This is a genomic window from Rhizobium sp. 01N447_2, assembly GCF_056399245.1.
The window spans coordinates 109,154-134,142 of the sequence record NZ_JBFTQY010000017.1 but is presented as its reverse complement, the minus strand read 5'-3'; the positions used below and the strand labels follow the sequence as shown (position 1 = coordinate 134,142).

Sequence of the window (24,989 nt, the reverse complement as noted above, 5' to 3'; positions counted from 1 at the left end):
CTCATTCAAATGCAGAGCCTCGGTGTCTCCGAGTGCATCCGACAGGCACTCCTGTGCCCGGAATCGCGCTTGAGATACGGGACATCCGTCAAAGCAATAAAAGCCGATTTTGATGCGAAATTCGGGTGCCTGACCCGCCATCATGGCGGAGGTGACGGCCCTCAAAGAACGTCGTCCCGATATCTAAAAAAATTAGAGGAATATATTTTAGAGAGTGTAAACGGAGCCGGCAGAGCATGGCTATAGCGCTCTATTTGGATAGCATTTGCGCTTTTCGGATGGACAATTTGACGAGCGCTCTCCCGGTAGTTGCGAAATCCTCGGACTCCCCTGCGCGACAAGGCTTTGCGGCTTGCCTGCGACGACGCGACGCCGTCCTGGCATCGGGTAGTGATTTGCCGAAAGGTCTCGGCAACCGGCATGAATTGCAGCTGCGGTGCCGGAACGTTGGCGCTTCCGGCTTCAGCCGCGTAGCAGCGGAAGAAGCTGATCGCCCTGCCGCTTGATTTCGGAGAGATAGGGCGTGTCGGACAGCACGAAGTGGGTGATGCCGAGATCCTGGTATTTGCGCAGCGAGCGGGCGACATCCGCTGCCGAACCGACCAGCCAGGTGGTGCCGGCGCCGCCGCCGCCGAACTTGCCGGGCGCGGTATAGAGGTTGTCGTCGAGGACGTCGCCGCGCTCATGCAGATCGAGCAACCGCTGCTGGCCGACGGCGAGCGCGCGCTGGTGATCATGCCAGCCGGTGCCCTTGCTTCTGGCCATCTCGGCGACCTTCGCCTCGGCGTCAGTCCAGGCCTGTTCGGTGGTGTCGCGGACCAGCGTCGTTATCCGCAGGCCGAATTCCAGCGGCGGGAGGTCGCGGTCCAGTTCTCTGCTCAACGCCTTGAGCCGCGCGATCCGTTCGCCGACACCGTCGAGGGGCTCGCCCCAGAAAAGCTGGACATCGGCCTCGGTGGCGGCCACCCGCTCGGCCGCCTCCGAAGCGCCGCCAAAATAGAATTTGGGGTGCCGGCGGTCGCCGCGGACCTGGATGCGTGGCACCACGGTGGAGTCGGCAACCCGGAAGTTCTCGCCCGCCGAGGTGACATTGTCTTCGGTCCATAATCTTCGGACCAGCCGCATGAACTCCTTGGTGCGACCGTAGCGGTGCGCCTGATCGCCCTCGCTGTCGCCGTAGGCAGAAAGGTTGTCCTTGCCCGACACGATGTTGATCCGCACGCGGCCGCCGGTCAGATGGTCCAGCGTCGCTGCCGCGGAAGCGAAATTCGCCGGTCGCCAATAGCCTGGACGGATCGCAATGAGCGGTTCGAAGGTGGTCGTCCGGGCGGCGAGCGAAGTTGCGACGGTAAACGTGTCGGGGCGGCCCCAACCGGTGCCGATGAGCGCGCCCTTCCAGCCATGTTCCTCCAGCGCCTTTGCGTGGCTGGTCAGCGTATCCAGGCTGTTGTGGTTCTCGACGGCGGAATCGCCGCGATGGCCGGCTTTGACGTCGTTGGGAATATACCAGAGAAATTCGGAATTATTGCTCATGCGATGCTGCGGTTCTGTGTGGTTGGAACAAGGAAACCAGGGGAAGCCCCCTGGGAAATCATATGGCGGCCTGCACCTGCTGCTGCTCCGCCTGAACCACAAAGCCATTCGGCGGGCGCTGAAGGCCCAGGTTCTCCCGCAGCGTCGTGCCTTCGTATTCGTGCCGGAACAGGCCGCGCTTGCGCAGGATCGGGACGACCTGATCGACGAAATCGGTCAAGGCGGTGGGCAGGATCGGCGGCATGATGTTGAAGGCGTCGGCAGCACCGTTCTCGAACCAGCTCTGCATCGCATCAGCGATCTGCTCGGGTGTTCCCACAACCGTCCGATGGCCGCGAGCGGTGGCGACCGCCAGATAGAACTGGCGCAGCGTCAGATTGTTGCGCGATACCAGGTCGGAAACCAGCTTGAGGCGGCTCTTGTTGAGTTCGGTATTATCAGGCAGGGGAGGGGCGGGATCATCCAGCGAGTAGCCGGAAAGATCGACGCCCTTGTAGTGGCGGGCAAGGATATTCCAGGCGATGGAGGGATGAACCAGCGATTGGATATGGTCGTAATTCGCCTGGGCTTCCGCTTCCGTCCCGCCGAGAACCGGGAATATGCCGGGACTGATCAGCAGTTCGTCCGGCCGGCGTCCGTAGCGGGCGAGCCGCCCTTTGACGTCGGAATAGAATTCCTGCGCATCCTCGAAGGTCTGGTTGGCGGTAAAGATCATCTCGGCCGTGCGGGCGGCAAGTTCGCGCCCGGGTTCCGATGCGCCGGCCTGGACGATGACAGGATAGCCCTGAACCGGACGGCCAACGTTGAGCGGACCGGCCACCGAGAAGAATTTGCCCTTGTGATCGACGAGATGCACCTTGTCGGGATCGAGATAGACCCCGCTTTCCTTGTCGCGAATGAAGGCATCGTCCTCGTAAGAATCCCATAGGCCCTTCACCAGGTCGACGAATTCCTCGGCCCGCTCATAACGATCAGCATGGGCGGGATGGCCTGCGATTGAGAAATTCTTCGAAACATCCGCACCTGTCGTGACGACGTTCCATGCGGCGCGGCCCTTGGAGATATAGTCGAGCGAGGCGAACCTGCGGGCGAGAAGGTAGGGGTCCTCGTAGGTCGTCGATGCCGTGGCGACGAAGCCGATATGTTTGGTCACCTGCGAGAGGGCCGCCCAAAGGGTCAGGGGCTCGAAATGTGCGCCCTGGGCGGTGCGGCGAAGCGCCTCCGGGTCCTTGGCGCGGTCCCATCCCGCCGGACTGTCGGCGACGAAGACGAGATCGAATTTGCCGCGTTCGGCGGTCTGGGCGAGCTCGCGGTAGTGATCGATATTGAGGCCGGCATCGGCCTGCGCCTCCGGATGGCGCCAGGCGGCGATATGATGGCCCGTCGCCATGATGAACGCGCCAAGCCGCATTTGCCGTTTCGATGTGCTCATTGGCTTATCTCCAGATCAAACTGAACTGTTGCTAATGTCAGGCGGCCTTGCGGCCCGGAAGCTCGACCCCGAGCCGGCTGAGAAGATGGATTCGGAATTGCGCAAAACGCGGATCGCCGTGATCGCGCGGCGTCGGCAGATCGATCTTGAGATCCTCGATGAGGCGGCCTTCGTCGAGAACCAGTATGCGGTCGGCCAGCGAAATCGCCTCGTCGACGTCATGGGTGACGAGCAGCACGGCGGGACGGTGTCTTGCACACAACTCCCGCAGCAGATCGTGCATTTTCAGCCGGGTCAGCGCGTCGAGCGCGCCGAACGGCTCATCGGCGAGAAGCAGGGCTGGTTCGCGCACCAGCGAACGGGCAAGAGCGACCCTCTGCTGCTCGCCACCCGAAAGCTGGTTCGGCCAGGCCGTTTCCCGGCCTGCAAGTCCTACCTCCGCCAAAGCCTTCCGTCCGGCTTCCTGGCCGGAAGGTCCATGTAGGCCAAGCGTGACGTTCTGGATGACGGTGCGCCAAGGCAGCAGGCGGGCGTCCTGGAAAACCACCGAAAGGCTCTCCGGCGTCTCGAGGGTGCCGGCTCCCTCGACACCATGATCGAGACCGGCAAGAGCCCTGAGGAACGTGCTTTTGCCGGAGCCGCTGCGGCCAAGCAGGGCGACGAACTCGCCTTCCTCGATATCGAGATCGACGCCGTCGAGGATCGTCTTCGTCGCAAACCGGCGTGCGAGGTTTCGCACGTGGACGGCCTTGGTTGCGGGCTTCAGTTTGCCAGGGTGCGGCGCCATGAGAGAACCCTCCGTTCAAGCAGGCGGRCGAGACCGTCCGAGACGAGTCCCAGCAGCACATAGACCACCAGGCCGACGAGAATGACGTCGGTCTGCCCGTAATTTCGGGCAAGATCGATCATGTAACCCAGCCCGCTGGTGGCGTTGATCTGCTCGACCACGACGAGAGAAACCCAGCAGAGGGTGACGGCAAACCGCAGGCCCAGAAGGAAACCCGGCAAAGCGCCGGGCAGCACGACCTGAAGGATGAAGTCCTTCTGGCTCATCCGCAGCGTCTCGGCCAGTTCGACATAACGGCTGTCGATGCTGCGGAGCGCGTTGTGGGTGTGGATATAAATCGGCACGATGACGGCCAGCGCGATGGTCGTAACCTTCATGCTCTCGCCGATGCCGAACCACAGGATCAGCAAGGGGATCAGGGCCAGCGTCGGTATCGCGCGCTTGATCTGGACCGGCCCGTCGATCAGAGCTTCGCCGATCCGGGAAAGACCGGCGATCACCGCCAGGATCGTGCCGATCAGCAATCCGATGCCAAGCCCGAGCAGGGCGCGTGTCGCTGACGTCACGAAATTGTCCTGCAGGCGACCCTGCTCTATGAGCCTTACGAAAGCCTCGATGACAGTCCACGGCGCCGACAGGATGCGCGGGTCGATCCATCCCAATGCCGAACCGACGACCCAGGTCAGGACAAGCAATACCGGCCCGATCTGCAACCCGAAAGGGATCGCGGGTCCGGGACCCAGCCTGCGCCGGGCCCGTGGGCCGGCGGAGCCAGTCAGGCCGGCGGAGCTCGCCGGGCCAACCGGCTTTGCCGCGCGTGAACCTCCATGCGCAACTCTCCCGCCTGATGTCAGGGATAGTTTGGCCTCATCTGCATCCCAAGCGGTTGCCATGTTGCAGATCTCCTCTCCGAAGGGGTGTCGAACGTTACTGGCTCTTGGCCAAAGCTTCGGCGCCGAGCTTTTCGAAGCGGTTGTCGAAAATCTGCTCCACATTGAGGGGTTTGTAGCCGAGCTCGTCCGCCAGCAGATTGATGGTTTCCTGGTGACGCTTCTTCACTTCGCTCCAATCGGCGGGAACGATCTGTTCGCCAGTCAGCTTGACGAGATATTCCCCGTCCTCCTGGCTGAGGCCCTGCTGACCAACGTAATATTCCTTGATCCAGAGGTCCGGGTTGCGGTTCACCCATTCGGTGGCGCGCGCCCACAGCCCGACATATTCGGCGAGAGCTGCCGCTTTGGCGGGATCATCCAGAACCCATTGCGGCGCATAAAGATGGCTCGGATCATCCCGCAGGCCATGCTCCAGGAGGGTCGCGCCATCAGGTCCGTATTGGGTGATGTAGCGCCTGATGTAGACGCCGCCGAGCGGCGCGATGTCGACCTGCTTGCTCGCCAATGCCTTCGGATAGACATCGCTGGTGCTTGGCAGTTCCACCAGAGTGACGTCGCTGCTCTTCAAGCCTGCGGCATGGAGGGCACGCAGAACGAGTGTGCCCTGGGCCTGTCCCGGGCTGAAGGCGATGCGTTTGCCGCGGAAATCCGCCAGCGTCTTGACGGTCGCGCCCGGTGCGATGCCGAAGCGGTAGATGGGATTGGCAATCGGGTCACGGCGTTCGCGATAGGCGATGTTGCGAACGGGCAGATTGTTCCAGTTGGCGAAGATCGAGGGGATCTCGGCCACCGATCCGACATCGAGCGCATGGGCGCGGAAAGCTTCCGACGTCTGCGGCCCGCCGCTGATATTGGCCCATTTGACCTCGAAACTGAGCTCCTTGCCGAGGCCGGACACTTCGAGAGCTTTCTGGGTGACCGGATCGCCGATCGTCAGCACCGTGCCCGGCGGCACCTTGGGAAGGAGGGCAGCGTCTGCCTCGGCTGCCGCCGGACCGTGAATGGCACTGAGACCAAGCAGACTGAACAACGCAATTTTGAATGTCTTTGCCAATGTCATCTTTGCCAATGTCATCGTCGATCTTCCCGTTTCGGATTGCTGATTGCAGGAGCGATGCACGGTAAGATGGAATATAATCTACTAAATCGATAGACTATTTAGTTTAATGAAAGTGGCGCTGAGGAAAAATTGTCCTCAAAAGTCGGGCAACCGGAACGGTCGCATCCGGCGCCTTCGCAGGATGGTCGCGTTTGGCAGGCATGAAAAAAGCGCCTGGGACGTTCGTCCGCGGGCGCTTAAGCGTCTTAGCTCAACTGACGCCCTTTCAGGCGCCCGAACCGTCTGAACGTCCGGCTCGCCTGATGTCAGGCCTTATGCGGCGCGTATTCGTTGGCCGAGAATACGTGGTGATGCACCTTGCCCGTAAAGAGCTGCAGGAGTTCGCCGGTGACCTCTCGGCTCTGCGACCGCACGTCGGAGAGAAGTGCTGCCTTCACCGCATCCATATCGGGATAACGAATGGCGAGCGCCATGGCATAGATCGGGGCGCCTTCGTCGCGCTCCATCCCGTCCAGCACCCGGATTTCCTCGGCGCCCGGAAATTTCGTCCAGAGAGGAACGAGCCGCTGCCGCACGAATTCGCGGAATTCTTCTTCCCGACCGGAATGGATTTCGCCTTCAAACAAAGCATAACGAATGATCATAGGTTCTCTTTTCCAAAACTCGCCGGAGCTGGATCGATGGTGGTGTGTTGTCGGAATATCAGGGCGTATCGGTCGATACGCCCTGATTGGGAGGGTTATTTGCCCCAGATTTTCTTGTATTGATCGCGGTAGCCGTTGTCGGGATCGAAGCTGTTCTTCGGTCCACCGTCAAACTCGACGTTCTGGCTGGTCACCACATGCAGCGGCGACACATAGCCGGACCATGGAGCTTTCGCAAAGGCGCGGTTCAATTCGTCGACGAGCTGCCAGCCCTGGAGGTTGAGCGGYTCGGCCACCGTGACGGCCTGGAACTGCTTGGCGCGGATACGCTGATAGGCGCTCTCCGAACCGTCGCCGGCTGCGACGTTCACCGGTTTTCCGTCGCCTGCAATGCCGGCCGAGGCGAGCGAAGGTCCCATGAAGTCGTAATAAAGGTCGTTGATCGCCAGCGAATGCGTCCACTTCGCGCCATACTTCTGCAGAAGCGATGTGGTGAGCTGCGGCATGCGCTGAGAGGTTTCGGCGATCGGCGTGTCGACATATTCGAGCACCGTGCCGCCGAGATCCTCGATCTCCTTCTTCATGCGATCGGCCTTGGCAATCGCGATCGCATAGGTGGAGTCGGTAAAGATGATGACACCCGGCTTGCCGCCGGCATCGGCAAAGGCCCAATCCGCCGCGGACTTCGACACTTCCATCGCATCGGTGGTCACGTTTGCGAAGACACCGACTTCTGGAACCGGACCGACCGCCGAGGCGGCGTGCCAGGAAACCATCGGAATGCCGGCAGCCTTGGCCGCTTCCATCGCCGGCTTCTGTTCGACCGCGTCAAAGCCGTTGATGATGATGCCATCCGGCTTCAGCGCCATGGCCTGGCCGAACGCCGCCGTCCGCCCGCCGATCGAGCCGGCGCCGTCAAGCGCCTTCACCGTCCAGCCGAGCGCGCCTGCCGCTTCCTGAACGCCATTGACCACGCCGAGGATGCCACCATTCTTCATGTCGGCGGCCAGAATGACGATGTTCTTTCCAGTGGCGCCCTTCGGGCCGCTCGTCGGGCCATCCCAGGCGCTCACCTTGGAAGCATACTTTTCGACCACGGCCTTGGCGTCAGCCATTGAATCGGCCAATGCCGGCATGCTCAGCATAACGGCGACGGTTGCGACCGTTGCCTGCAATAATGTTCTGCGCTTCATGTTCACTCCTCCATTTTGTTTGTTCTGAAATGCCGGGATGAGCCGGCATCCTCATTTGGATGCGGGTGTGATCCTCCTCACAGCTCCGCGCTTGCGCTGGGCGTAACCTGCTATGCCGATGGCAATCAGCAGGGTCACGCCGTTGAACAGCGGTTCGACGAAGAACGACCCGCCGAATTGCTGAATTCCTGATATTCCGACCGCCAGGATGATGACGCCGATCAAGGTGCCCCAGACATTCACCCGCCCCGGCTTGATCGTCGTCGATCCGAGGAACGCGCCGACAAGCGCCGGCAGGAGATATTCGAGGCCGACGCTCGCCTGGCCGATCCGCAGCTTCGAGGCGAGAAGGACCCCGGTCAGAGCCGCAAGCAGCCCCGAGGTGACGAAGGCACCAATCACGAATTTGCGGACCGGAATGCCATTGAGTGCGGCCGCCTTCGGATTGGCGCCGATGGCGTAGAGATAGCGGCCGATCGGCAGGTATTCGAGCACGATCCACATGCAGATTGCGATCAGGAGCACGTAGAAGCCGGTGATCGGCAGGCCGAACAGCATGGTGCCGTTCAGCGCATAGAAACCATCAGGCAGGACGCCGACCACCTGCCGCCCGCCGGTGTGCCAGAGCGCAAGCGCGTATAGAACCGTTCCGGTGCCGAGCGTCGCGATGAAGCTGTCGATCTTCGCAACCTCGACCAGCAGACCGTTAATGCAGCCGGTAAGAACGCCGAGCGCCAGAACGATGACGACCGCGACCGGCCAGGGCAGGCCGTAGGCGGTCTGCAGGCTGATGGCAAGAATGTGCCAGAGCACGATGCCATAGCCGACGGTCAGATCGATGCGACCCGATGCCATCGGGATCATCGCAGCCAACGACAGAAGCGCAATGATGGCCTTGTCGGACACGATCGAGCGGACGTTCAACAGGGTCGGGAAGGTATCGGGCAGAAGGATCGAGAAGATGACGATCAGCCCGACGGTCAGGATCACCAGCCCGTAGACCGGGATCAGGCGTCCGATCTTCTGTCCTGTGGACAGACCTGCCATTTCGCTCTTGGTCGGCTCCAGGGCCGTGGATTCAATGGATTGCATGGCTGTTCTCCCGGTGGCTCAAGCGGCTTCCGATGCGGATGCGGCCGTGATGACCGCCTCCGTCGTCAGAGCGCTTCCAGTCAGTTCGCTGACGATTTTGCCGCGCGAGAAAACCAGCGCGCGGTGGCAGATATGGGCGATTTCCTCGAAGTCCGTCGACACCACGACAACCGCGAGGCCGGCCTCGAGCGCCTGGGTGATCAGACGGTAGATCTCCGCACGCGCCCCGATATCGACGCCGGCGGTCGGATCTTCTGCGACCAGCAGCTTGCGGCCGGTCGCCAGCCAGCGGCCGACGACGACTTTTTGCTGATTGCCGCCCGACAAGGCCTCCACCGGCAGATCCGGGTCGTTCGGCCGCAGGCCGACGGAATGACCGATCTTATGGGCAAGATCAGCTTCGCCGCGCGGCGACAGGAAGGACAAAAGCCCACGTCCGACGGCGCCCGGATTGAGGTAGGTATTTTCCCGAATGGAAAGTGAGAGCGCCACGGACTCCTCCGTCCGGTCACGGGCGATCAAGCCGATGCCCGACGCCATGGCCCGCCGCGGGCTGGAAAGGTCGGGGGCCTCGTCATGCAGCAGAACCGAGCCGTTGAAGGGCTCGCAACCGAACAGCGCGCGGCCGATCCGTTCCTGACCGGCGCCACGCAATCCAGCCAGGCCCAGAAGCTCGCCCTCGCGGATATCGAACGATATCGCGCCTGTGCCGGCGCAAACGAGATCACGAACCTTGACGATCGCCTTGCCGGGCGTAATCGCCGTCTTGGAAAAGAGGCTGTCGCCGCTGCGGCCGATGATCATCGTCACCAGCTCGTCGGGGGTGGTCTCGCTGACGGGCTTCTGTCCCACCATGCATCCGTCGCGCAGAACAGCGACCCGATCGGCAATCCGGAAAATCTCGTCCAGCCTGTGGGAGACGTAGATCATCCCGACGCCGCGATCCTTTAAGGGGCGGATTGCATTGAACAGCCGATCGACTTCATCGGCGGGAAGGCTCGCCGTCGGCTCGTCGAGCACCAGAACGTCGGCTTCGACGGCAAGCGCACGGGCAATGGCGACAAGCGACTTTTCGGTGCGCGACAGCGCCGAGACCCGCGTGGTGGGGTCAAAATCGCAGCCGACCAGTTTCAAGGCTTCCTTGGCGCGCGCCTGGGTCCTGTTCCAATCGATCAGGCCGCGACGCATCGAGAAGCCCTGTGACAGGCCCATGTTCTCGCCGACCGTCATCCACTCGATCAAACCGAGATCCTGGTGGATGAAGGCAACCTGTTGCCGTTCGTTCGGCTTCGGGGGACGATGATGGTAGCTCTGGCCGCGAAAAAGGATGTCGCCGCTATCGGGCTTGTAGATACCCGCAAGCGTCTTGATGAGCGTCGATTTGCCGGCGCCGTTTTCCCCCAGCAGCGCGAGGATTTCGCCCTCGCGCAGGTCGATCGAGACGTCCCGCAGCGCTTGCGTGCCGCCGAAGCTCTTGGTGATCGACTGGAACTCCAGCAGTCTCTTGGCTTCCACTGTGGCTCCTCCCAAAGCTGCGGTTGTCATTGATCATATGTTATCGATAACATTTATGGATGGTCAAGCGGAAAGATGACGATCTCGAATTTCTCGGAGAGATTGATGTCAGCCGGCCTGAAATCCGTCGAGAAGACGCATCATCTCGGCGGAGTCCTTCGGCCCGAGGCCGGCAGCGCAGATCAGGCGATGAATTTCGACCACCGAGCCGGTCATCGGCAATGGCGTCTTGGTCTTCAGCGCGAAGGCCTGAAGTGAATCCAGGTCCTTCAACATGTTGTCGATTCTGCCTGTCGGAGAGAAATCCCGGGCAGCGAATTTTGCCATGAATTCCTGCATTATCCGGTTATCAGCCCTGCCGCCGGCAAGGGCTGCCGGAATGGCGGCCGGATCGACGCCGCCGGCTTCAGCGAGCTTGACCGCTTCGGCGACGGCCTGAAACAGCACGGCGCAAAACAGCTGATTGATCAGCTTCGTGGTCTGCCCGGCGCCGGATGCACCCATCAGCGTGTAATTGGCGGCAAGATGCCGCATCACCACGCGCGCCCGTTCGAAATCCTCAGCGCTGCCGCCAGCCATGATCGTCAGGCGTCCGCTCAGCGCACCCGGCACGCCGCCGGAGAGCGGGCAATCCACCCATGCCATGCCGGTTTCCCGACGCAGCCGCATCGCCATGTCAGCCGTGTCGGCCGGGTCGATCGACGACATGTCGATCAACACCTTGTCGACATTTGCCGCCGCCGCAACACCCTTTTCGCCGAAGACGACGGCGCGGACGATGCTGGCGTGATTGAGGCTGAGCACACAAAACGCCGACCGTGAGACCGCTTCCTCCACGGAGCCGGCCGCGCGTGCGCCCTTGGCCTCCAAAGCCGCGACTTTTTCGGTATCCAGGTCGAAGACCGATACCTTATGCCCGGTTTCGATCAATCGGGTGACGATCGCCGTTCCCATGATGCCGGCACCGATGACGGCGACATCTGCTCTGTAGTCATCCTGCATGATAATCTCCTCCCTTGACGGCCATGCCGCTCAGTCCCTGACAAGCCAGCGCCACAATATCATCCAACGCATTATCGATCGCCACCGTCACCACACCAGCTTCACCGGTCGGCGGCTCCAGCGTCTGCAGCTGGCTGTCGAGCAGCGACGCCGGCATGAAATGGCCCTGGCGAGCCTGCATCCGCGACAGCAGCAGGTCGCGGGATCCTTCGAGGAAAACAAAGGCCAGGCGCCCGCCCGCGGCCTGTCTTAGCCTGTCGCGATAGCTTCTCTTCAGCGCCGAACAGGAAACCACCAATCCTTGCGACGTTTCTTGCGCGGTCCTTATTTCTTCGCCGATCCGGTCGAGCCAGGGCAGGCGGTCGTCGTCAGCAAGCGGTATGCCCTGCGCCATTTTCTCGACATTTTGAGCCGGGTGGAGTTGGTCGCCCTCCAGAAACAGCACGCCGTTTCGAGCGGCGAGATGTTCTCCAACCGAGGATTTGCCGCAGCCGCTGACGCCCATGACGACAATGGCCAGAGGCGATGCCTTTTGCTCGAAGCCCATGGTCTCGTCTCTATCAGAGGCAGGTCGTGATGCCGCCGTCGACATAAAGCGTGTGCCCGTTGATAAACGACGAGCCGCGGCCCGACAGGAAAACGGCGGCACCCACCAGCTCCTCGACATTGCCCCAGCGTCCGGCCGGCGTCCTCTTCTCGAGCCAGGACGAGAACTCGGGATTGTCGACGAGCGCCTGGTTGAGCGGCGTCTTGAAATAGCCCGGCGCAATAGCGTTGATCTGCAGACCGTATTTGGCCCAGTCGGCGCACATGCCGCGGGTCAGATTGCGCACCGCGCCCTTGGTCGCCGTGTAGGGAGCAATGCCGGGGCGCGCCAGTTCGCTTTGAACGGAGGCGATGTTGATGATCTTGCCCTGTCCGCGGGCGATCATGGGTTTGGCCGCTGCCTGGCCGACGTAGAATACGCTCGAAATATTGGTGGTCAGCAGCAGCTCCCATTTGTCCGCCGGAAAATCTTCCAGCGGCGTGCGAAACTGCATGCCGGCATTGTTGATCAGGATGTCGAGCGGCCCGATATCGGTTTCGATCGCGTCTATACCTTCTTTGGCAGCGTCCTTGCTGGTCACGTCGAAGATCGCCGCATGGGCAGACAGGCCTTGATCCTTGAGGCTCTCGACCGCACGTTTGACGCTTTCGGGCGTGCGGCCATTGATGATCACCTCGGCGCCATGCTGCGCCAGGCCTTCGGCCAGGGCATAGCCGATCCCCTGGCTCGAGCCGGTGATCAGGGCGCGCCGTCCGGTAAGATCAAACAAGTTCTTCATGCAAATCACTCCTCCGGTCTCTCCGCGGGCAACGGCTTCAACTGCCGCTGACGGTGAAACTCACTTGACATCCCTTTTCCGAATTATATGTTATCGATAACATAATCAACTGTCAAAATGCGGGATGGAAACGGAATGCCTGAGGTAGAAATCTTGATGGCCGGAGCTTATCCGGAATGGGACATGGTGGATCTGGAGGCGAACTACCGCATCCATCGCCTCTGGGAAGCGACAGACCGGCAGGAGCTGATCTCCAGGGTCGGCAAGGATATCCGCGCCATAGCGACCCGCGGCGAACTGGGAGCGTCCGCAGAACTGATGGCGCAATTGCCGAAACTGGAAATCGTCTCCTGTTACGGCGTCGGCACCGACGCAATCGACTTGTCCTATGCCCGCGCCAACGGCATTCGCGTCACGAATACCCCCGATGTGCTGACCGAAGATGTCGCCGATATCGCCATCGGACTGCTGCTTGCCACAGCAAGGCAGGTCCCTCAGGCCGATGTCCTCGTTCGCTCCGGCCAGTGGGGCAGTGTCGCCATGCCGCTGGTGACGCGCGTCTCGGGCAAGAAGGTGGGGATCGCCGGCATGGGCCGGATCGGCAAGGCAATCGCCAGAAGGGCTGCTGCGTTCGGCTGCGACATCTCCTATTTCGCTCGCCATGACCACACGGATGTTGCCTATACCTACGAGCCCGACCTTATCGCGCTTGCCGATTGGGCCGACTTTCTGATCGTCATCGTCCCCGGCGGGGAGGCGACCATGAAGATCATCAATGCTGAGGTGCTTAAAGCGCTCGGCCCTAACGGCATCTTGATCAACGTCTCCCGCGGGACGACCGTCGACGAAGAAGCGCTGATCGCAGCCCTTCGAGACCGCACCATCCAGGCTGCGGGCCTTGATGTCTTCCTGAACGAACCCAAGATCGATGCCCGTTTCCTGACGTTGCAAAACGTCGTGTTGCAGCCCCATCACGGCTCTGGCACTGTCGAGACCCGCAAGGCCATGGGCCAATTGGTCAGAGACAATCTCGCTGCGCATTTTGCAGGTAGCCCGCTTCCAACTCCCGTCGTGTGAGGGTCCCGATATGAAAGCCATCGTCATTCATGCCGCCAAGGATCTGAGGATCGAAGAGCGCGAGCCGGAGGTTGCTGGCGCCGGGCAGGTGGAGATTGCCATCGAAGCCGGCGGCATCTGCGGTTCCGACCTGCACTATTACAACCACGGTGGGTTTGGCACCGTTCGCTTGCGCGAACCGATGATCCTCGGCCATGAGATCGCCGGAACGGTCAAGGCGCTGGGCTCCGGCGTCACCGACCTTGCCGTCGGAGACCGTGTTGCGGTTTCCCCGAGCCGGCCGTGCAACCATTGCCAATATTGCCTGAAAGGACAGCAAAACCACTGCCTCAACATGCGGTTTTACGGCAGCGCCATGCCGATGCCGCATATTCAGGGTGGCTTTCGCCAGCGGCTGGTGGCGGAGCGCTGGCAATGCCACAAGGTCGCAGACGGCATTTCCATTCACGAGGCCGCCTTTGCCGAACCCTTTGCCGTGACGCTGCATGCGGCAAGCCGCGCCGGCTCGCTGCTGGGCAAACGGGTGCTGGTCACCGGTTGCGGCCCCATTGGGATGTTGGCGATCGTCGCGGCGCGCGTTCTCGGCGCCCGTGAGATCGTCGCGACCGACGTGACCGACAGCGTTCTGGCAATCGCCCGCACCAGCGGCGCCGATAGAACGATCAACGTTGCCACCCATGCTGCCGACCTTGCGGCTTACAGCGCTGACAAGGGATATTTCGATGTCATGTTCGAAGCGTCGGGCAATGAGAAGGCGGTGCGCGCCGGCCTGGAGACGCTTAAGCCCCGCGCCATTCTCGTGCAGCTCGGCCTTGGCGGCGATGTCTCTATCCCGCAGAACATGATCGTTTCGAAGGAAATCGAGATGCGCGGGACATTCCGTTTTCACGAGGAATTTGCGCTCGCCGTCGAACTGATCAACGCGCGTCGCGTCGATCTGAAGCCGCTGTTGACAGGTGTTTTCGGGATCGAAGAGGCCGTTGCCGCCTTCGAGCTGGCGGGCGACCGCAGCAAGTCCATGAAAGTGCAGATCGCCTTCTGACCGACTGTATGATCCCTGCAGCCATTCAAAGTGTTGCATCGTCGCGCATCTGAAAAGACGCGCGGCGCTTTAATCTCAAGCGGTCGGCGCGCCGTTCCGGTCCGTGCTTTCGCGCAAGACAACCTTATAGCCTGTCAATGTGATCTCATCGCCGGTCGCCTCACCGGTATGGAGGGTATCCAGCAGGCGGGCGGCGGCCTGGCGACCGATGCCATAACAATCCACGTTGATGGTGGTAATGCGCGGATGACAGATGGACGAGATCTCATAATCGCCGAAACCGGCAACGGCGATGTCCCGCGGAACCTTCATTCCCCTGCGCGTGCATTCCATGATGGCGCCGAAGGCGGAAAGGTYGGAGACGCAGAGAACCACTTCCGTGTCCGGCCAGCGCTCCAGCAGGCTGACGATTGCCTGGCCGCCCTGTTCCATCGTGATGGGCGGCACGCCGAAGGAAATCATCCGTCCCGGTCCGAGGCCCAGTTCTTCGACAGTTTTCTGGAAACCGCTTCGCCGCTGGCTGCCGCGCGTATCGCGCGCCGTCGTTCCGCCGATATAGCCGAACTTCCGATACCCTTGACCGGCAAGCGTCCGCACCAGCAGGGACATCGCCTCACTGTTGGAAAAGCCGACGACCTGATTGATCGGATCTTCCGGAAGTTCCCAGGTCTCGACAACGGGAATGCCGGCTTTTACGAGCATCCGCCGCGCGCGCGCCGTGTGCGAACCACCGGTCAGGATGATGCCTTCGGGGCGGCGGCGCAGCATCGCCTCGATCAGCTCTTCCTCTTTCTCCGCCGAATAGTCGGTATAGCCGAGAAGGAGTTGAAGGCCGGTATTCTGCAGCGCATCGGTCATGCCGCGTGCGGTGTCGGAAAAATTCGAATTGTTGATCGAGGGCACCAGGGCGGCGATGAAGCCGCTCCGCCTTGACGAAAGACTGCCGGCAGACAGATCGAGCACATAACCGAGCGCGTCGACGGCTTCCATGATGCGCTTCCGGGTTTCCTCGGAAACGCTCGCATCCTGGCGAAAGGCACGTGAAACGGTCATGGCAGAGACGCCGACATATTTGGCGACCTCCGCCATCGTCAGCTTTTGCGCGTCTCCCGGCTTTAGACGCTTGTCTTTCGGCTCATCCTCGTTTTTCACTGGTCTCCGCTTTCAAACAAGCTTCCGAGTTGGGTGGTCTAAGACACGATAAAGTTATCGCTATCATCGTACAATCGATATTATTGCAGGAATGCACCATTCCAAAGTCCAAGAACCAGGATTCCTGGGGCTTTTTCGCAAAGGCCGGCCGATCGGCATCTGTACGAAGCCCTCAAAACGCGACAAGATGATATCGATAACAATTTGAAGGAAACGGAGGAGCATCATGTTCGGGCAAATTGACGGTACGAGGTTTGAGGTTCTCGACCCGCGTTTTGAAAGCTGCTTCGTCGGTCACGCCCGCGTCGAGCGGCTTTGGACGGGCGGCCGTTGGCTGGAGGGACCGGCCTGGTTTGCCGCCGGGCGCTATCTGGTTTTCTCGGATATCCCCAACAACCGCATGATGCGCTACGACGATACCAGCGGGCATACATCGGTATTCCGCTCGCCCAGCAACAATTCGAATGGCAACACGGTCGACGATCAGGGCCGGCTCATCACCTGCGAACATCTGACGCGCCGTGTCACGCGCACGGACTTCAACGGCAGGATCACCGTTCTGGCCGATCGAATTGCAGGCAAACGGCTCAATTCTCCAAACGACGTCACCGTCAAGTCCGATGGGACCATCTGGTTCACCGACCCGAGCTACGGCATCCTCCACGACTACGAGGGCGACTATGGCGAAGCGGAAATCGGCGGATGCCACGTCTACCGGCATGATCCGGCAACAGGCTCGACCGATCAGGTGACCTCCGATTTCGTCAAGCCGAATGGACTGGCTTTCTCCCCGGATGAGACGCTGCTCTACGTCGCCGACACCGGGGCAACGCATCTGCCCGGCGGTCCGCGTCACATCAGAAAGCTCGCGGTCTCGAATGAGGGAAGGTTGACCGATCTCGGCGTTTTCGCAGAATGTACCTCAGGCCTTTTCGATGGTTTTCGCGTCGACCGGAAAGGCCGGATATGGACGAGCGCCGGCGACGGTGTGCACGCCTATGATCCGGATGGCACTTTGATCGGCAAGATCCATATTCCCGAGGGCGTCTCCAACGTCGCTTTCGGCGGCGAGAAATTGAACCGTCTCTTCATCACTGCGAGCACGTCTCTCTACGCTGTTTATCTCACCGCCAACGGATCGAGACTGGGATGATCACTCAGCAGTGGCCGCCCTTTTGGGACGGCCTCTGCTGAGCGCGGTTTTGTGCCTCTTGCCTCATCGTTGACTGAGGCCGTCCGCCAGCCGGACGAGACCGAGGAAATCCGACCTGTAGCCGAAGGCATCCGCCCCTCGCGATGCCGCGGCGAGATCGGCGATCGCCTGATAGGAATAGGTGTCGACGGCCGCGACGTGGCTCAGTTTCTGGCCGAAGGCTGCGACGGCCACCGAGAAACGGACATCCTGCGGCGCGACGTCGAGGGTGGCGACCGCGTTGTTGTCGTCGACAGGCGTGGTGATGAGCGCGCTCTTGTCCTCTCCCGGCTTTTTGTAGCGCATCTTGACGAAGGCAAGTTCGCCGTGATGGGCGCTGTCAGCGGCCGCGGCCGGCGCCTTATCGGCAGCCCCATAGCGCAGGTCGTCATTCATCACTGCGGGGCTGCCTTTGGGCGTGATCTCGTAAATCGCCGTAACGCTGTGGCCGGAGCCGATATCACCGGCGTCGAYACGGTCATTGTTGAAATCCTCGCGGTTCAACGCCCGCGTCTCGTAGCCGATCAGCCGGTATTCGGCGATCCGTTCCGGGTTGAACTCGACCTGGAACTTGACGTCGCTCGCGATCGGAAACAGCGTCGATCCGGCCTCTTCGACCAGCGTCTTTTGCGCTTCCGCCAAGGTGTCGATATAGGCAGCACTGCCATTGCCGTTCTGGGCCAGCGTCTGCATCAGCGAATCGTTGAGATTGCCCCGCCCGAAGCCGAGAACGGTGAGGAAGATGCCGTCCTTGCGTCTTTCCTCGATGATGCGCTTCAAGTCCTCGTCGCTCGACGGGCCGACATTGAAGTCGCCGTCCGTCGCCAGCATCACCCGGTTGACGCCGTCCTTGACGAAGCCCTGCTTGGCAAGATCGTAGGCCGCCTCGATGCCTTCGGCGCCGCCGGTCGAGCCGCCGGGCTCCAACCTGTCGATCGCCGACAGGATCTTCGATTTCTCCGCCACGCGTGTCGGCGTCAACACCGTGCCGGCATTGCCGGCATAGGTGACGATCGAGACGGTATCGTCGGGTTTCAGCCTGTTGACCAGAAGCCGGAAGGCGCTCTTCAGCAGCGGCAGCTTGTCCGGCTCGTCCATCGAGCCCGACACGTCGATCAGGAAGACAAGATTGGCATGCGGCGTGGTCGCCGGCGCAATGTCATAGCCCTTGATCGCCACATGCATCAATTCCGTGTCGTGGTTCCACGGGGTCGGCATGACAGTCACCGTCGCCTTGAAAGGTTGATCGGCATTATCGGGACCCGGCCAGTCATAGGGGAAATAATTGATCATCTCCTCGACGCGGACCGATAGTGGATCGGGCATCGCCCCGCCTGTCAACGACCGGCGGACGAAGGCATAGGACGCGCTGTCGACATCGGCCGAGAAGGTCGAAACCGGCTCCGTCGCGACGCTCTTGATCGGATTAGCCGCTGCATTGGCAAACCGCTCGCGATTGGGATCGAGCTGCATCTGGACACGCCCTTCCGCAGGCGGAGCAGGCGAGGGGGCGATCGCGGCCATCGGTTCGGCCAATTGCTGTTGGGGGGCGACGCCGGGAGCGGCCGGTACAGAGCGTTTGGCCGCCCCTAGTGCCGCGGCAGAACCCTCCGGCTTGTTCGTGAGGGCGGCGTTGGCATCGAATTCGGATGTCTGCGACGAATCGGATTTCGCGAGGTCCGGTGCCTCCTTGTCCTGCAGCGCTTGCGCGACAGCAACAGATTGCTCAGCCAGGCTGTCGTTCCCGGTCGGTATTTGCGGCGCGACCGTAACCGGCTGACCGGCGGTTGCGGCCGGTTGTTTCGACGCCTCACTTTTCGTAAGGTTTCCGGCAATCTCAGTCTGGTCGACGATCGGCAATTGGTTGCGGGTCAGCTCGAAGGTGAAATAACCGGCGGCGGGAATGACGAGCAGCGTCGCAAGGGCTGAACCAGCGAGGAATTTCTTGTTCATGACAGGGCTCCATATCCAGTGGATGATGGAGCTTTGACGCCAGCCTTTCGCATTTCCTTGGGCTGCCGGCGCATTATTTTCTGCGGTGTCGAAGGCCTGCATCGCGGCAGCAAGCGCACGCGCACGCGCCTCCGGCGTCGCTGCCGGCGGTGTCAGGCGGGAGAGCTTTTCGAGTTCCTTGTCCACGGTCATACCTCTTCCTTGCCGAGCACGGTCTTCAGCCTTTTGCGCGCCTCATGGACCTGCCAGGACACGGTCGCCTCCGAGCAGCCCATGATATCGGCAGCAGCCGAATGGCTGAGACCTTCGCCGTAAACGAGCAGCACGGCGTCGCATTGCCTTTCCGGCAAGGCGCGCACGGCTGCCCATAATTCGCTCGATAGCTCGTCGTCATTTCCCGCCGGCGCATCGGGCTGCGGTTCGGCGGCGTAGGCGCGAAATGTGTGCTCCTCTCGTGCAAGCTTGCGTCTATGGTCGCGGGCGGCRTTGAGTGTCAGAGTATAGAGCCATGTCCTGAAGCGGCTGGCGCCGCGAAAGCTGCGGATGGCCGCGCCGAGCTTGACGCAGACCTCCTGGGCGATGTCGTCGGCATCCGTGGAACTGCCCGACCAGCGCCATGCCGTCGCATGGACGAAATCATAATGGCGCGACACCAGCTGCCCGAAGGCCTCCCGGTCACCGCCCTGCGCTCGTTCGATGAGCTCCGCGTCCAATTCCGCACCTACCCCATGCTACCAAGCAAGATGCTATTTCGAGATTGAGACGTTTCTCGGATGGCTTTCCTTTGGTTGATGGCAAAAAAATTATCGGAAATTTTGAGTGGGGCGACATTCATGGGTCGCGGCCAGACAGATCGTCCCCGTCACAAAGGCGCATGATGAGGACAGAGTCGGCCGAGGACGTGACCTACATCGTCCCAAATCGCGAAAGGACCTCCATGTCCGCTCAACCGCCTGTCCCCACCGAAAGGGGCATCCTGCAGTTTTTGGCGATTTGCGATGCCTTCTATCCGCCAGACGCCGTTCAAGCGTCGATCGAGCAGCAGCGAGATTGGTACGACGCTCTTTGTGCGCGCTTTGACCGCCCGCTGCCCCCGGAGATGATCTTTGCGGACGGCATGCTCCAGCGCATCCCGATCCGGCGTTACCGTCCGCGCAAAATCAGCACGCGGACCATTCTGCTCTACCTTCACGGCGGCGGCTTCGTTGTCGGTTCGCTCGAGAGCCATCATGCCATCTGCGCCGAGATTGCCGACTTTGCCGGTGCGGAACTCGTTTCGGTCGATTACCGGCTGGCCCCTGAATATCGCTGGCCGGCGCAGACGGATGACGGCTTTACCGTGTTGAAGCATCTGCTTTCCGCCAACAGCAAGGTCGTGCTGATCGGCGACAGCGCCGGGGCCAATCTGGCGGCGGGCCTCGCCTTGCGGGCGCGCGACGAGGGCCTGTCCGGCGTTGTCGGCCAGGTCCTGATCTATCCGGCGCTCGGCGGCGACCTTGCTGCAGGCTCCTATGTCGAAATGGCGGCGGCGCCGGGATTGACGACGGCGGATGTCGCCTATTACCGCCAGATCCTGCAGTCACCGGCAGGCAATGAGATCGCCGAGCCGCTGCAGGCAGCTTCGCTTGCCGGGCTGCCGCCGGCCTTCATCACGGTCGCGCATTTCGATCCGCTCCGGGACGACGGCCGGCACTATGCCGCCCGGCTCACCGCGGAGGGCGTCGAAGTCTGGTTCCGGGAGGAGCCGCAGATGGTGCATGCCTGGCTGCGCGCCCGCCACATGAGCGATGGCGCACGCGACGGCTTCCGCGCCGTCTGCGAGGCCACAAGGCGTTTTGCGGCGGCCTGATGGTCACATCAGGTCGCGCGCGATCCGCTTTTCCGCAAAGACCTTTTCGAAGACCTGAACATCGTCCTCGAAGGCGGTGACGACAGCGCTGATAACCCAGTCGGTCCGGGTGCAGGCAATCCGTGCGGTCGCGACCGTTCGCACGAACCAGCCGGGGCGGCGCATGTCGCAGGTCCAGGTCGACGTCCCGGTCATCGACAGCGGATTGTCGGGTGAAATCGACCAGACTTCCTCCCGCAATTGCCGGGTCGAGAGACCTGTCTCAGGGTGTTCGGCGAGCCCGGTATCCTCGTGGATGTGATAGTTCGTTCGGTTGGCCGAGAGGTCGCGGACGACCTGCCGCTTGGTCGCGGCGCCCGCATGCTCGATGTATTTCGGCAGCGGATCGGGATTGGCCGGTTCCTTGATGTCTATCCGCTGGTGCTCGCCGAGCATCGGCAGCCCGAGGCCGAGTGCGGCGATATCGACCTCGATGCCCTCGTCATCAGGCGGCGGCAGGATCATCGGCCAATAGGCGGTGGAAAGCGAAAGGCGGATGCGATGCCCCTTACGGAAGCGATAACCGCAGGCATCGAGCACCAGCCKGATCGACACCCTCTCGCCTGGCATCAGCGGCTTGGGATCTGCATTGCCGTCCCGGTGGGTAAGATTGACGACGCCGAAGGCGACACGCGTTGCCGTGCCGTCCGGATGGACATCGACGAGCCGGGCACAGAGATTCCCGCCCGCCGCCCGAGACCGCAGCGCAAGCGTCAGCACGGGCCGGCCGAGATAATCGTAATCGCCAGCAAGCGGCATCGTATCGAAGACCAGCGAGCCGGCATCGTCCAAGCGCTGATCGACCGCCATTTCGGCGTCGGGCTTCAGCGTGAAATATTCACCGGATGCCGTCCCGGTATCGAGCGGAGAGCGGAGATAGACGGGATGCTCTGGCGCATGCGGGATCGGCATGCCTTCCGTCAGCTTGCCGAATTGCTCGACATAGAAGCACTGCATCTGCGGCATCGACCAGACGTCCTTGGYGACCCAAAAACCCGGATCGCTGTCACGTCGCGGGGCAGGGCGGATGGCATCGAGAATATAGGCGCGGGCCTGCGGCAAGCTGTCGATCCCATTATCCTCGCCCCGCAGCCATCTGTTCCACCAGGCGATCGCTTCGCCATGGAAATCGGTGCGCGGCTTCGGCCAGGCAAAGTGCGGATATTTGTGGACCCAGGGGCCGATCAGCGCCTTGGCTTTTTTGCCCAGGCCTTCAACTGCCATCAGCGGCGTATTGCGGTAGCCGTCCGCCCAGCCGGCGATCACCAGCGTCGGGATCTGCACGCTCGAAAAATCCTCTGAGATCGAGCCGTGACGCCAGAAATCGTCGCGCCGCTGATGGGCCAGCCACTCCTCCATGAAGAAGGGTTCGCCCGCCAGACGTTCCAGCCACATTTCCTTCCAGCGCTCGCCGACAAGCGCCGGGTCGGGCGGCCGCGACTGGTAGCCGAGCATCGTTGCCGCCCATGAGAGCTGGGCGGAGAGATGGCAGCCGTTCTTGTAGTGAATGTCGTCATTGTAGCGGTCGACGGTCGAGGCGATCGAGATGACGGCCTTCAGCGCGGGCGGGCGCAATGCTGCGACCTGCAGGCTGTTGAAGCCGCCCCAGGAGATGCCCATCATGCCGATCGAGCCGTTCGACCATGGCTGCGCGGCAATCCAGGCGATCAGCTCGCAGGCATTGGCAAGCTCGCATTCGGTATATTCGCCGTCGATGACGCCGCCGGATTCTCCGGATCCGCGGATGTCGACGCGCACGCCGGCAATGCCTGCGGCCGCGAATACCGGGTAGGTCGACTCATCCCTGAGGCTGGTTCCATCCCGCTTGCGATAGGGCAGGAATTCGAAGACGGCGGGAACGGGATCTTTCTCCGCACCATCCGGCATCCAGATGCGCGCGGCAAGCCGCGTCCCATCCTTCAGTATAATCCATTCATTCTCGATGGTGGTGAAGCCGCGCGAGGTCATGCTCATTCCTTGATGCATATTCCATGAGACGAGGGTTCGGCCCTCGTCATGTCAGTTACCGGCGCTCTCCATGCGCCGCGTGGCAAGCACCCGTTCCAGCCAGCCGATTTCCATTTCCGGCACGGATTTCAATAGCAGATCGGTGTAGTCGTCAAAGGGCGGCGACAGCGCCTTTGATTTCGGTCCGAACCGCACCAGCTTGCCACGATGCATCACCGCCACGCTGTCGGCAATCGCCCGGACGATGGCGATGTCGTGCGTGATGAAGACATAGGACAGCTGTTCTTCCTCCTGCAGGCGCAGCAGCAGCTTGAGGATACCCTCCGCCACCAGCGGGTCGAGCGCCGAGGTCGGCTCGTCGCAGAGGATGAGTTCGGGCTTGGCGGCAAGCGCTCTTGCGATCGCCACCCGCTGCTTCTGGCCGCCGGAAAGTTCGGCCGGGTAGCGATCGACGAAGCCCTTGCCCATCTCGATCTGGTCGAGCAACTCCTTCACCCTTGCCGTCTTCTCAGCACCCCTCAGGCCATAATAGAAGGTGAGCGGCCGGCCGATGATGTCGCGGACCGTCTGGCGCGGGTTCATCGCCGTATCGGCCATCTGATAGATCAGCTGGATGCGCCTCAGATCGTCGTTCGGCCGGCTCTTGAGACCCGGCATCAGCGGTCTGCCGTCAAAGACGACGCGCCCGCTGCTCGGCGGCAAGAGGCCGGTAATGACGCGCGCTAGCGTCGATTTGCCCGAACCGGATTCACCGACGACCGCAAGCGTCTGCCCCTTCGGCACGTGCAGCGTGACATCGTGCAGCACCTTGAAACCGTTGGAATATTCGGCACTGACATTTTCCACCTTGAGAAGTGCTGCAGACTGGTCGGCGGCTTCCTCGCGATAGGCCTGCCTGACATTGACGAGGGCGCGGGTATAGTCCTCCCGCGGCGCCTCGATGATCTGCTGGACACTGCCATATTCGACCTGCTTGCCATAACGCAGGACCATGATGTCGTCCGAGATCTGGGCGACGACGGCAAGGTCGTGGGTGATATAGAGGGCGGCCGTGTGCGTTTCCTCGATGGCATGTTTGATCGCCGCCAGCACGTCGATCTGCGTGGTGACGTCGAGCGCCGTTGTCGGCTCGTCGAAAACGATGAGTTCGGGGTTGGAGCAGAGCGCCATCGCCGTCATCGCCCGCTGCAGCTGGCCGCCGGAGACCTGGTGGGGAAAACGCTCGCCGAAGGTTTCGGGATTGGGCAGGCCGAGAACCCCGAACAGATAAAGCGCTCGCGCACGCGCCTTGTCCTTGGTCATCAATCCATGTTTGACCGAAGCTTCGATCACCTGATCGCCGAGCCGATGCGCCGGATTGAAGGCAGCGGCTGCCGACTGCGCGACATAGCAGACCCGCGCGCCGCGGATCTGGCGGATGCCGTTCTTGCCGAGCGCGAGGATATTGTCGCCGTCGAGCAAGACCTCGCCGCCGGTGATTTCGGCGCCGCCCCGGCCATAGGCGAGTGCGGAGAGACCGATCGTCGATTTGCCGGCGCCCGATTCCCCGATCAGGCCGAGGACCTTGCCCTTCTTGAGGTCGAAGGAAACGCCGTCGACGATCGTCACCCGCTTCGGCGGTTCGCCCGGCGGATAGCTGGTTGCTTCGATCTTCAGATTGCGAACGGAAAGAAGCTCAGGCATCGCCGCGCCCTCCCTTGAGGCTGGATGTGCGTTTCAGAAGCCAGTCGACGACGAGGTTGACGCAGACGGCCAGCACGGCAATCGCCGTGCCCGGCACCAGCGCTGCCGAGATGCCGAAGATGATGCCGTCCTTGTTGTCCTTGACCATGCCGCCCCAATCGGCCGCCGGCGGCTGAATGCCGAGGCCGAGGAAGGAGAGCGTCGACAGGAACAGGATCGAGAAGGCGAAGCGCAGCCCGAACTCTGCCAGCAGCGGCGACAGCGTGTTCGGCAGGATCTCGCGGAAGATGATCCAGAGCTTGCCTTCGCCGCGCAGCGTCGCCGCCTCGACGAATTCCATCACGGCGACATCAAGAGCCACCGCACGGCCGAGACGATAGACGCGAGTGGAGTCGAGGATCGCCATGACAAGGATCAGCACGACGATGTTTTGCGGCAGCACCGCAAGAACGACGAGCGCGAAGATCAGCGTCGGGATCGACATCATCAGATCATTGAAGCGTGAGAGGACCGTGTCGATAACGCCGCGCGAGACAGCGGCGGTGAAGCTGAGGATGA

General features: G+C 61.8%; 22 protein-coding genes. 4 read left to right on the top strand and 18 right to left on the bottom strand.

The genetic code is table 11. The annotated features are described in order from the left end of the window. Positions 1-462 precede the first annotated feature (462 nt). The 12 genes from AC1ECN_RS14210 to AC1ECN_RS14155 form a co-directional block, all read right to left on the bottom strand. Complete coding sequence (locus AC1ECN_RS14210; protein WP_075223767.1) at positions 463-1,533, bottom strand: LLM class flavin-dependent oxidoreductase; 1,071 nt, start codon at positions 1,531-1,533, stop codon at positions 463-465. Between the two features lie 58 nt (positions 1,534-1,591). Then, on the bottom strand, positions 1,592-2,965 hold the full coding sequence (locus AC1ECN_RS14205) for an LLM class flavin-dependent oxidoreductase (protein WP_130704118.1): 1,374 nt from the start codon (positions 2,963-2,965) through the stop codon (positions 1,592-1,594). Between the two features lie 37 nt (positions 2,966-3,002). Then, entirely contained in the window at positions 3,003-3,752 is a 750-nt protein-coding gene (locus AC1ECN_RS14200; RefSeq protein ID WP_477953285.1) for an ABC transporter ATP-binding protein, read from the bottom strand. Then, positions 3,728-4,645 carry an ABC transporter permease gene (locus AC1ECN_RS14195; RefSeq protein ID WP_477953283.1) on the bottom strand — a complete coding sequence of 306 codons (918 nt, stop codon included), beginning with the start codon at positions 4,643-4,645 and terminating at the stop codon, positions 3,728-3,730. Before AC1ECN_RS14195 ends, AC1ECN_RS14200 begins: the two co-directional genes overlap by 25 nt. A gap of 34 nt (positions 4,646-4,679) precedes the next feature. Beyond that, complete coding sequence (locus AC1ECN_RS14190) at positions 4,680-5,705, bottom strand: ABC transporter substrate-binding protein (protein WP_130657821.1); 1,026 nt, start codon at positions 5,703-5,705, stop codon at positions 4,680-4,682. Positions 5,706-6,010: 305 nt separating this feature from the next. Further along, positions 6,011-6,349 (bottom strand): hypothetical protein, encoded by a 339-nt coding sequence (locus AC1ECN_RS14185; RefSeq protein WP_027688674.1) that lies wholly within the window; start codon positions 6,347-6,349, stop codon positions 6,011-6,013. Between the two features lie 95 nt (positions 6,350-6,444). Next, positions 6,445-7,542 carry an ABC transporter substrate-binding protein gene (locus AC1ECN_RS14180; RefSeq protein WP_027688675.1) on the bottom strand — a complete coding sequence of 366 codons (1,098 nt, stop codon included), beginning with the start codon at positions 7,540-7,542 and terminating at the stop codon, positions 6,445-6,447. A 51-nt stretch (positions 7,543-7,593) separates the two neighbouring features. Next, on the bottom strand, positions 7,594-8,634 hold the full coding sequence (locus tag AC1ECN_RS14175; protein WP_029873595.1) for an ABC transporter permease: 1,041 nt from the start codon (positions 8,632-8,634) through the stop codon (positions 7,594-7,596). A gap of 18 nt (positions 8,635-8,652) precedes the next feature. Beyond that, on the bottom strand, positions 8,653-10,149 hold the full coding sequence (locus tag AC1ECN_RS14170; protein ID WP_018486092.1) for a sugar ABC transporter ATP-binding protein: 1,497 nt from the start codon (positions 10,147-10,149) through the stop codon (positions 8,653-8,655). Positions 10,150-10,257: 108 nt separating this feature from the next. Continuing rightward, positions 10,258-11,151, bottom strand: coding sequence for an NAD(P)-dependent oxidoreductase (locus AC1ECN_RS14165; RefSeq protein WP_477953280.1), 894 nt, complete (start codon positions 11,149-11,151; stop codon positions 10,258-10,260). Continuing rightward, positions 11,141-11,698 (bottom strand): gluconokinase, encoded by a 558-nt coding sequence (locus AC1ECN_RS14160; protein ID WP_130657793.1) that lies wholly within the window; start codon positions 11,696-11,698, stop codon positions 11,141-11,143. The genes AC1ECN_RS14165 and AC1ECN_RS14160 overlap by 11 nt, the downstream gene beginning before the upstream one ends. A 13-nt stretch (positions 11,699-11,711) precedes the next feature. Then, positions 11,712-12,476, bottom strand: coding sequence for an SDR family oxidoreductase (locus tag AC1ECN_RS14155; protein WP_018496302.1), 765 nt, complete (start codon positions 12,474-12,476; stop codon positions 11,712-11,714). Between the two features lie 135 nt (positions 12,477-12,611). Between AC1ECN_RS14155 and AC1ECN_RS14150 the strand changes: the two genes are divergently transcribed. Then, a complete protein-coding gene (locus AC1ECN_RS14150; protein WP_130657791.1) occupies positions 12,612-13,553 on the top strand; it encodes a 2-hydroxyacid dehydrogenase in 942 nt (313 codons plus the stop codon). A 10-nt stretch (positions 13,554-13,563) separates the two neighbouring features. After that, the gene (locus AC1ECN_RS14145) at positions 13,564-14,595 is read left to right on the top strand and encodes an L-idonate 5-dehydrogenase (RefSeq protein WP_130657790.1); all 1,032 of its coding nucleotides are present in this window, start codon (positions 13,564-13,566) and stop codon (positions 14,593-14,595) included. A gap of 75 nt (positions 14,596-14,670) precedes the next feature. Here AC1ECN_RS14145 and AC1ECN_RS14140 read toward each other — a convergent pair whose 3' ends face one another. After that, entirely contained in the window at positions 14,671-15,747 is a 1,077-nt protein-coding gene (locus AC1ECN_RS14140) for a LacI family DNA-binding transcriptional regulator (RefSeq protein WP_477953277.1), read from the bottom strand. 226 nt (positions 15,748-15,973) lie between these two features. Between AC1ECN_RS14140 and AC1ECN_RS14135 the strand changes: the two genes are divergently transcribed. Further along, positions 15,974-16,900, top strand: a complete 927-nt coding sequence (locus tag AC1ECN_RS14135; protein WP_477953275.1) for an SMP-30/gluconolactonase/LRE family protein — start codon at positions 15,974-15,976, stop codon at positions 16,898-16,900. A gap of 63 nt (positions 16,901-16,963) precedes the next feature. Here AC1ECN_RS14135 and AC1ECN_RS14130 read toward each other — a convergent pair whose 3' ends face one another. Together AC1ECN_RS14130 and AC1ECN_RS14125 are read right to left on the bottom strand one after the other, a co-directional pair. After that, positions 16,964-19,084 carry a vWA domain-containing protein gene (locus AC1ECN_RS14130; RefSeq protein WP_477953273.1) on the bottom strand — a complete coding sequence of 707 codons (2,121 nt, stop codon included), beginning with the start codon at positions 19,082-19,084 and terminating at the stop codon, positions 16,964-16,966. Then, on the bottom strand, positions 19,081-19,605 hold the full coding sequence (locus AC1ECN_RS14125; protein WP_477953271.1) for an RNA polymerase sigma factor: 525 nt from the start codon (positions 19,603-19,605) through the stop codon (positions 19,081-19,083). Before AC1ECN_RS14125 ends, AC1ECN_RS14130 begins: the two co-directional genes overlap by 4 nt. Before the next feature lie 224 nt (positions 19,606-19,829). Here AC1ECN_RS14125 and AC1ECN_RS14120 point away from each other — a divergent pair, with 224 nt between their 5' ends. Beyond that, entirely contained in the window at positions 19,830-20,741 is a 912-nt protein-coding gene (locus AC1ECN_RS14120) for an alpha/beta hydrolase (RefSeq protein WP_477953269.1), read from the top strand. 3 nt (positions 20,742-20,744) lie between these two features. Here AC1ECN_RS14120 and AC1ECN_RS14115 read toward each other — a convergent pair whose 3' ends face one another. The 3 genes from AC1ECN_RS14115 to AC1ECN_RS14105 are packed head-to-tail and all read right to left on the bottom strand — an operon-like array spanning position 20,745 to position 24,987. Beyond that, on the bottom strand, positions 20,745-22,748 hold the full coding sequence (locus AC1ECN_RS14115) for a CocE/NonD family hydrolase (protein ID WP_477953267.1): 2,004 nt from the start codon (positions 22,746-22,748) through the stop codon (positions 20,745-20,747). A gap of 51 nt (positions 22,749-22,799) precedes the next feature. Further along, positions 22,800-24,431, bottom strand: a complete 1,632-nt coding sequence (locus AC1ECN_RS14110) for an ABC transporter ATP-binding protein (protein WP_130657783.1) — start codon at positions 24,429-24,431, stop codon at positions 22,800-22,802. Next, entirely contained in the window at positions 24,424-24,987 is a 564-nt protein-coding gene (locus AC1ECN_RS14105; RefSeq protein ID WP_477953383.1) for an ABC transporter permease, read from the bottom strand. The genes AC1ECN_RS14110 and AC1ECN_RS14105 overlap by 8 nt, the downstream gene beginning before the upstream one ends. Positions 24,988-24,989 lie beyond the last annotated feature (2 nt).